This is a genomic window from Sphingobium ummariense RL-3, assembly GCF_000447205.1.
Classification (GTDB): domain Bacteria; phylum Pseudomonadota; class Alphaproteobacteria; order Sphingomonadales; family Sphingomonadaceae; genus Sphingobium; species Sphingobium ummariense.
On sequence record NZ_AUWY01000138.1, the window covers coordinates 1 to 2,468 of the forward strand.

General features: G+C 68.3%; 2 protein-coding genes. Both read right to left on the reverse strand.

Features of this window, described 5'->3' with window-relative positions; genetic code table 11:
* Window positions 1–550: 550 nt before the first annotated feature.
* On the reverse strand, window positions 551–1,918 hold the full coding sequence (locus tag M529_RS47565) for an efflux transporter outer membrane subunit (RefSeq protein WP_021320224.1): 1,368 nt from the start codon (window positions 1,916–1,918) through the stop codon (window positions 551–553).
* Window positions 1,915–2,468, reverse strand: a 554-nt coding sequence (locus M529_RS47570) for an HlyD family secretion protein (RefSeq protein ID WP_021320225.1), incomplete at its 5' end; no start/stop codon positions are given. The genes M529_RS47565 and M529_RS47570, both read right to left, overlap by 4 nt.

The following is a 2,468-nucleotide window of genomic DNA, read 5'->3' on the forward strand; positions in this document are numbered from 1 at the left end:
TTGACTATTTTGTAACACATATTATCATTGTTTATCATGCACTTGCGCCTTTTTATGCTGACCCTTCTCAAAAAGGCGATCTGAAGGCGATTGAGAGCTTCCTTCACGGTCCGCGTGCGAGGGGCGGACCACGCCATGGGCGTGATACTTAGGCTCGAAAAATGAATAAGTTCTGAAGGGCAATTAATGCTCGAACATCCGCATGAATATTAAGGATGCGTAATGATATTGCCTGCCGCCATTCGGATGGCTGTCAGTATCGGAGAGAAACGGCGGTTGTTGCGACTTGCGCTTTGCAGGCTTCGCCGCTGCGGGGGAGCGTGCTGGCCAGGGAGGGAGCCGCACCCCGTCTGACCTTTTCGAACCGGATTTTCAGGCAAGAAATGGCGGAAAATCGCATATGCAGCCCGCATGGCATCATCGTCATGTCTTGCGGGCGGCACGCGTCCGACTTTGGAAATATCGTGCCATCGAAGGTGCTCGTGCCTCCTCCTCCGATGGCGCATCCCGGATGAACTTTCGCAGTTCTTCCCGCTGGAAAGCGAGTCGTTCACTCCGCTCGCCAGCCGCCTCCCAGCGCCTGGACCAGCCTTACCGTCGCCGTCAGCCGGTCCGCGCGCACTTGTACGAGTTGCAGTTCGGCCGCCAGTAGGCCGCGCTGGGCGTCCAGTTGCTCGAGGAAGGGCGAATAGCCCGCCCGATAGCGCTGCGTGGCGTGACGATAGGTCCGCTCCTGCGCGTCGCGTTGCGCCTCCAGCATCCGTTCCTGCTCGGTCGTCCGCTGCACCTCGGTCAGGCTGTCCTCCACCTCGCGGAAGGCGGTGAGCACCGTTCTGCGATAGGCGAAGGCGGCCTGGTCGCGCCGGGCCGCCGCACCGCGCTGCTGCGCCTCCAGCCGCCCGCTGTCGAACAGCGTCGCGAGCAGGCTGCCGCCCAGCGAGAAGGTGGAGGCCGGATCGGACAGCAGGCTGGACGCCACCGCACCCCCGGCCGCGCTCAGCTGCAGCTGCGGCAGGAAGGCGGCGCGCGCAGCGTCGAGCGAGCGGTCGGTGCTCGCCAGCGTCTGCTCCGCCTGGGCGATGTCGGGACGGCGGCGGAGCAGGGCGGACGGCAGGCTGGCGGCGATCGTCGGGATGCCGACCTCCGCCAGCGCCTTGCCGCGACCGATGGCGCGCGGATTGTCGCCCAGCAGCAGGCTGAGCCCGTTCTCCTGCCGACGGATGGCCAGCTCGGTCTGCGGGATCAGTTGCTCTGTCGCGCGATAGTCCGCCTCGGCCTGTTCCAGGTCCAGCATCGGCGAATAGCCCGTCTCTGCGCGCCTGCGGGCAAGCGTGCGGGCGTTCTCGCGCGCCACAAGGGTATCACGCAGCACAAGCAGCCGGGCGTCGAGTGCGCGAAGCTGCAGATATCCCCCGGCCGCCGAGGCCGCGACCGCCAGCCGGACGGCGTCCTGCGCCGCCTGGGTCGCGAGCAGGTTCGCGCGGGCTGCGCCGCTTGCCGCCCGAAGGCGTCCGAACAGGTCGGTGTCCCACGCGATGCTGGCCTGCACCTGTCCCGCCGTCTGGTCGACATCCATGCCGAAAGGATTGAGAGCGCGCTGTCGATTACCCGCCGCGGTGCCGGTCAGCGCCGGCAACCGCTGCGCCTCCGCCAGCGCGAATTGCGCCCGCGCCTCTTCCACCCGTGCGGCCGCGATGGCGATGTCGACGTTGCGCGCCAGCGCCTGTTCGACGACCGCGTCCAGCGCCGGGTCGCCGAAGGCGGTCCACCAGTGGTCGCCGATCTCTGTCGCGCCGGTCGCTGTTCCGTCGCGCCATTGGGCGGGCGGGGCGACCTGCGCAGCCTGCGGGGCCTCGGGGCGCGGGCCGGCGCAGGCGGAGGCCAGTAGCGAGGCGCAGAGGAGCAGCCGGGCCTTCACCGGCTGGACCTGTCCACGCTGACCTCGACCGACATGCCCGGCCGGAGCCGCGCGGCGAGCGGCTGGTCGCGATCGACCAGGATGCGCACGCCGATACGCTGGGGCACCTTGATGAAGTTGCCGGTCGCATTGTCCGGCTTGAGCACCGAAAATTCCGAGCCGGCCGCAGGCGACAGTCGCTCGACCCGACCGGTCAGCGCCGCATTGTCCAGCGCGTCGACCGTGAACCGCACCCGCTGGCCCGGCGCCATGCCGGCGGTCTGCGCCTCCTTGTAGTTGGCGATGATCCAGCGGTCGGGCGGCACCAGCGCCATCAGCTGGGTGCCGTTGGTGACATATTGGCCGAGCCGCACGCCCACTTCGCCCAGCTGCCCGGCTTCTGGCGCGCGGATGACGGTGTTGGACAGGTCGATCTCGGCCAGCCGCAGCGCGGCGCGCGCCGCCTCGACCTGCGCCTCCAGCCCGCCGCGTCCCACATCCACGGTGCGGATGTCCTCGCGGGCGATGGCGTTGGCAGCCTGCGCCTGCCGGACCTGCGCCTGCGCCTGGG